This is a genomic window from Sulfitobacter sp. HI0129 (assembly GCF_001635395.1).
GTDB lineage: Bacteria > Pseudomonadota > Alphaproteobacteria > Rhodobacterales > Rhodobacteraceae > Sulfitobacter.
In genome coordinates this window covers 1-6,053 of sequence record NZ_LWGH01000247.1, presented here as the reverse complement: position 1 = coordinate 6,053, position 6,053 = coordinate 1, and the positions used below count along the sequence as shown (strand labels likewise).

General features: G+C 64.1%; 6 protein-coding genes. All 6 read right to left on the bottom strand.

Annotated elements, in window-relative coordinates:
- Positions 1–48: 48 nt before the first annotated feature.
- Positions 49–444 carry an MAPEG family protein gene (locus tag A3764_RS04505; protein ID WP_067919274.1) on the bottom strand — a complete coding sequence of 132 codons (396 nt, stop codon included), beginning with the start codon at positions 442–444 and terminating at the stop codon, positions 49–51.
- Positions 441–704, bottom strand: a complete 264-nt coding sequence (locus A3764_RS04500; protein WP_067919276.1) for a hypothetical protein — start codon at positions 702–704, stop codon at positions 441–443. The genes A3764_RS04505 and A3764_RS04500 overlap by 4 nt, the downstream gene beginning before the upstream one ends.
- 9 nt (positions 705–713) lie before the next feature.
- The gene (locus A3764_RS04495; RefSeq protein ID WP_067919278.1) at positions 714–1,097 is read right to left on the bottom strand and encodes an MAPEG family protein; all 384 of its coding nucleotides are present in this window, start codon (positions 1,095–1,097) and stop codon (positions 714–716) included.
- Positions 1,098–1,200: 103 nt separating this feature from the next.
- Positions 1,201–2,808, bottom strand: coding sequence for a 2-oxoglutarate dehydrogenase complex dihydrolipoyllysine-residue succinyltransferase (gene odhB, locus A3764_RS04490; RefSeq protein WP_067919280.1), 1,608 nt, complete (start codon positions 2,806–2,808; stop codon positions 1,201–1,203).
- A 2-nt stretch (positions 2,809–2,810) separates the two neighbouring features.
- A complete protein-coding gene (locus A3764_RS04485; RefSeq protein WP_067919282.1) occupies positions 2,811–5,774 on the bottom strand; it encodes a 2-oxoglutarate dehydrogenase E1 component in 2,964 nt (987 codons plus the stop codon).
- A 34-nt stretch (positions 5,775–5,808) separates the two neighbouring features.
- On the bottom strand, positions 5,809–6,053 hold a 245-nt coding region (locus A3764_RS25075), incomplete at its 5' end, for a hypothetical protein (RefSeq protein WP_161487481.1).

The window sequence follows — 6,053 nt, the reverse complement described above, 5'->3', positions numbered from 1 at the left end:
CCCCCCGGCGCAAGCGCCGTCCCCCGGGATGAGGGGCCATTTGGAAGATCAGAAGAGGGCGGCGATCAGCATGATCGTGGTGGCGAGCAGGCCCACTGCCCAGATGATGCTGCGGTGCGGGCGCAGGCCCATGGCATAGGCCGGGACATAGGCAATCCGGGCGGCGAGGTAGATCCAGGCGCAGACCGTCGTGAGCGTGTTGCCCTGCCCCGAAATCGCGAGCACGCCTGCGGCGATGCCGAAGAGGACGAGCGCCTCGAAATGATTGTCGAAGGCCCGGCCCAGCCGCGCGGTGCGTTCCGACAGGGCGCGGGAGGGTTCGCGGTCCCGCGCGGACATGGTGTAGCCCGGCCCCAGTTCGAGATTGGCCGGAACCGCGTAGAGCACGAATTGCAAAAGCTGCAGCAGTGCCGCGAGGACGAGGACGGTAAGTTCCGGGGTCATTCGGTTTCAACGAAATAGGCGCGGGTGGCTGTAACGGTGCCGCCATCGTCGGAGGACAGCGCATCGGACCGGGCGAGCCATGCCTTGGCGCGATCCCGGTCGTTGACGGACATCAGCGTGATGGCATGGCCCGGATCATCGGCGTCCCGCCAGACCTGAAGCACCGTCAGCCCTGCCTCACGGCGGGAGCCCGCATCTTTGTCGAAGGCGGACCGCCACCGGGCGAAATCCGAGACATCATAGTGGCAGATCAATTGCATCGATGTGTCCTAGAGAGCCAGAAGATAGAGCGCCGCCGTCGCCGCAAAACCGATCAGCCACGCGACCGTCCGGATGCCGGTAAGGCCGAAGGCATAGGCCGGCAGATAGACGATCCGCGCCGCCAGAAAGACCTGCGCGGACAAGAGCGATGCGGCGGAACTGCGATCCAGCGCGGCGAGGATCAGCACCGCGGGGGCAAAGAGCGCCATGGCCGTGATCGAATTTTCCAGCGCGCGGGCGACCCGGGCGGTCATCCCCGTGGTGCTGCGCGTTTCATCGCGCGACGACATCAGATAGCCCAGCGACAACTGCCGGGTGGCGCCGAGAACCTGCAGCAGGATCGTGATCATCACGAGCAGGCCGTAGGCGGCAAGAATTGTCGTTTCGGTCATGGCATCGTCCTTTCACTTCCTGTCCCCGGGGGACCTCCGCCGCCAGTCTACATGAGCCGGCGGCGCGCGGCGACGGTTATGTCATCGGGGGCAGGCGGCCCGCTCAGAGGTCCATCAGCAGGCGCCGGGGGTCTTCCAGCGCCTCTTTCACGCGGACGAGGAAAGTCACCGCGCCCTTGCCGTCCACGATGCGGTGATCGTAGCTGAGTGCTAGGTACATCATCGGGCGGATCACGATCTCTCCGCCGACCACCATCGGGCGGTCCTGGATCTTGTGCATACCGAGGATGCCGGACTGCGGCGGGTTCAGGATCGGCGAGGACATGAGCGAGCCATAGACGCCGCCGTTGGAGATGGTGAAGGTGCCGCCCTGCATTTCGGCCATGGAAAGCTTGCCGTCGCGTGCTTTCGCGCCCTTTTCGGCGATGGCTTTCTCGATCTCGGCAAAGCTCATCTGGTCGGCATCGCGGATCACCGGCACCACGAGGCCCTGCGGCGTGCCCGCGGCGATGCCCATATGCACGAAGTTCTTGTAGACGATATCGGTGCCGTCGATTTCGGCGTTGACCTCGGGCACTTCCTTCAGGGCATGGCAGCAGGCCTTGGTGAAGAAGGACATAAAGCCAAGCTTCACCCCGTGTTTCTTCAGGAAGAGGTCTTTGTATTCGTCGCGCAACTCCATGACGCCGGTCATGTCCACCTCGTTGTAGGTGGTCAGGATGGCGGCGGTGTTCTGCGCGTCCTTCAGACGCCGGGCGATGGTCTGGCGCAGGCGGGTCATCTTGACCCGTTCCTCGCGCGCGGCATCATCGGCAGAAGAGGGCGCGCGCGGCGCCTGTTTGGCCTGTGGGGCATCCGGGGCGGCCCCGGCACTGGCCGATTTGCCCGCCTCGATGGCTTTGGCGACGTCTTCCTTCATCACGCGGCCGTCGCGGCCCGATCCGGTGACCTGATCGCGGCTCAGCCCGGCCTCGGCCATGGCCTTCTTGGCGGAGGGCGCGTCCTCGACATCCTTGCCACCACCGGCGGGTGCTTCCTGCGCGGCGGGGGCGGGCGCGTTTTCCTGCGCGCTGGCCGATGCGGCGGCCCCGGAGCCTGCATTGATCACCGCGAGCTTGCCGTTGGCCTGCACGGTGCTGCCTTCTTCGGCGAGGATCTCGCCCAGCGTGCCTGCGGCGGGGGCGGGGACTTCGACGCTCACCTTGTCGGTTTCCAACTCGCAGAGCATTTCATCCTGCGCGACGGTATCGCCGACCTTTTTGAACCATGTGGCAACGGTGGCCTCTGTCACGGATTCGCCCAGTGTGGGCACCATCACGTCGACGGAGCCGCCGGAGCCCGAAGCGCCGCCACCGTCCTTCGGGGCCTGCGCTTCTTCACGGGGGCGGGTTTCTTCGGGGCCCGCGTCCTTGGCCTTCGGCGGTTCGGCCTCTGCCGCGCTGTCCTTTTTGGCGGTGCCGCCGGATTTGCCATCGCCCTCCTCGATCGTGGCAAGCAGGGCGTCGACGCCGACCGTTTCGCCTTCGGCGGCGACGATCTCTCCCATGGTGCCCGCGACAGGGCTCGGCACTTCGACGGTGACCTTGTCGGTTTCCAACTCGCAGAGCATTTCGTCCACGGCGACGGAATCGCCCGGCTTCTTGAACCATGTGGCCACGGTGGCCTCGGTGACGGATTCGCCCAGCGTGGGCACGCGTACTTCGCTTGTCATGGTCAATTTCCTTTGATGGTCAGCGCCTCGTCCACGAGGGCGGCTTGTTGTGCTTTGTGCTGGCTCGCAAGGCCGGTCGCGGGCGAGGCGGCGGTGGCGCGGCCCACGTATTCGGGGCGGCCGTTCTTGGCCTTGATGCGGCCCAGCACCCATTCGATGTTGGGTTCGATGAAGGTCCAGGCACCCTGGTTCTTGGGCTCTTCCTGGCACCAGACCATTTCGGCCTGTTTGAACCGTTCCAGTTCCTTGACCGCCGATTGCGCCGGGAAAGGATAGAACTGCTCGAAGCGCAGCAGGTAGATGTCATCGATGCCGCGCGCGTCGCGCTCTTCCAGCAGGTCGAAATAGACCTTGCCCGAACACATCACCACGCGCTTGATCTTGTCGTCGGCCACCAGCTGCGTGTCCGAATTGCCGTGCTGCGCATCGTCCCACAACACGCGGTGGAAGGACGATCCGGTCTGGAACTCCTCCGCCGTGCTGATGGCCAGCTTGTGGCGCAGCAGCGATTTCGGCGTCATCAGGATCAGCGGTTTGCGGTAGCTGCGGTGCAACTGCCGGCGCAGGATGTGGAAATAGTTCGCCGGCGTGGTGCAATTAGCGACGATCCAGTTGTCGCCGCCGCACATCTGCAGGAAACGTTCCAAGCGCGCGCTGGAATGTTCCGGGCCCTGTCCTTCGTAGCCATGCGGCAGCAGACAGACGAGGCCGGACATCCGCAGCCATTTGCTTTCACCCGAAGAGATGAACTGGTCGAACATGATCTGCGCGCCGTTGGCGAAATCGCCGAACTGCGCTTCCCATGCGACCAGCGCGTTGGGTTCGGCCAGCGAATAGCCGTATTCGAAACCCAGCACGGCATATTCCGACAGCATCGAGTCGATGACTTCGTATTCCGCCTGACCTTCGCGGATGTGGTTCAGCGGATAGTAGCGATCTTCGTCCTGCTGGTTAATGAGCGCGGAATGGCGCTGGCTGAACGTGCCGCGGGTACTGTCCTGACCGGCAAGGCGCACCTTGTATCCTTCGGTCAGCAGTGAGCCGTAGGCGAGCGCCTCCCCCGTGGCCCAGTCAAAGCCCTTACCGCTTTCGAACATCTCCTTCTTGGCTTCCAGAAGCCGCCCGATCGTCTTATGCAGCGGGAAGCCTTCGGGCACCGTCGTGAGCGCCTCGCCGACCTCTTTCATTGTCTCGGGCGAGATGGCCGTCTTGCCGCGCTGGTACTTCTTCTTCTGTTGCCGGTCGAGGTGGGACCATTTGCCGTCCAGCCAGTCGGCCTTGTTGGGGCGGTAATCCTTGCCCGCCTCGAATTCCTCGTTCAGGTGGGCCTGGAACGCGGATTTCATATCCTCGATCTCGCCCACGGGGATCAGCCCATCCTTGATGAGCCGCTCGGTATAGAGCGTGAGTGTCGTCTTCTGCGACTTGATATGCTTGTACATCACCGGGTTGGTGAACATCGGCTCATCGCCTTCGTTGTGCCCGAACCGGCGGTAGCAGAACATGTCGATCACCACGTCCTTGCGGAACTTCTGGCGGAATTCGGTGGCGACACGCGCGGCGTGGACCACGGCCTCCGGGTCGTCGCCGTTGACGTGGAAGATCGGTGCCTCGACCACCAGCGCGTTGTCGGTGGGATAGGGCGAGGAACGCGAGAAATGCGGCGCGGTGGTAAAGCCGATCTGGTTGTTGACCACGATGTGCATTGTCCCGCCCGTCCGGTGCCCCTTGAGGCCGGAGAGCGCGAAACATTCCGCCACGACGCCCTGTCCGGCAAAGGCAGCATCGCCATGCAGCAGCACCGGCATGGCCGCGGTGCGGTCCTTGTCGCCCAGCTGATCCTGCTTGGCGCGGACCTTGCCCAGCACGACGGGATTGACCGCTTCGAGGTGGCTGGGGTTCGCGGTGAGCGACAGGTGCACCTCGTTGCCGTCGAACATACGGTCGGACGAGGCGCCGAGGTGGTATTTCACGTCACCCGAACCATCCACGTCCTCGGGCTTGAAGCTGCCGCCCTGAAATTCATTGAAGATGGCGCGGTAGGGTTTCTGCATCACGTTGGCCAGCACCGACAGGCGCCCCCGGTGGGGCATGCCGATGACGATGTCCTTGACGCCAAGCTGGCCGCCTCGCTTGATGATCTGCTCCATCGCGGGCACGAGGCTTTCGCCGCCGTCGAGGCCGAAGCGTTTGGTCCCCATGTATTTGACGTGCAGGAATTTCTCGAAGCCTTCGGCCTCCACCAGCTTGTTCAGGATCGCCTTGCGCCCTTCGCGGGTAAAGGAAATTTCCTTGCCGTAGCCTTCGATCCGTTCCTTCAGCCAGCCGGCCTGCTCCGGGTCCGAGATATGCATGTACTGCAGCGCGAATGTCCCGCAGTAGGTACGCTGCACGATATCGAGAATTTCGCGGAGCGTCGCGACTTCGAGGCCGAGCACGTTGTCGATGAAGATGGGCCGATCCATATCCGCGTCGGTGAAGCCGTAGGATTTCGGATCGAGCTCTTCATGTTTGCCGGTATCGCGCATGCCCAGCGGGTCGAGATCGGCCGCCAGATGTCCGCGGATACGGTAGGCGCGGATGATCATCAGCGCGCGGATACTGTCGAGCACCGCCAGCCTGACCTGCGCGTCCGTCACCTCGACGCCCTTTTCCTGCGCCTTGGCCTTGATCTTGTCCCCTGCGGCCTTGGTTTCCGCGGGGGCGGGCCACTGGCCGGTCAGCGCGCCGGTCAGGTCATCGGACGGCATGGGCGGCCAGTCGGCGCGCGCCCAACTGGGGCCCGCGGCTTCGGCCTTCACGTCGGTATCCGCGTCACCCATGGCGTCGAAGAAAGCCTGCCACGCTTCGTCCACCGCGCCGGGATCGTTGGCGTAGCGGGCATACATCGCCTCGAGGTATTCCGCGTTCTGCCCTTCCAGAAAGGACGAGGAGCGGAACTGGTCGTTGGCAGGTTGGTCGGTCATCTGAACTTCCTTTTCTGCGTCGAAGCGGCGCGGGTCAGCGCCGCGGTGCCGAAGTGGCAGGCGGCAGGTGTTGTGGGTGCACGGCGAAATAATTGAACGCCATGTAGGGATAGCTGCGGTAACTGGCAAACTGTGCGGCATCGATCGCGGGGCGGCCATAAGGCAGATCGAAAGCCGCGTATACCGCATAACCGAGGTCATCGGTCAGCCAGTGGAAGAGGGGTGCGGCGGGATCATCGGGGCCACCCGCCAGATCGGCATCGTGCCGCGCGCCGGCTT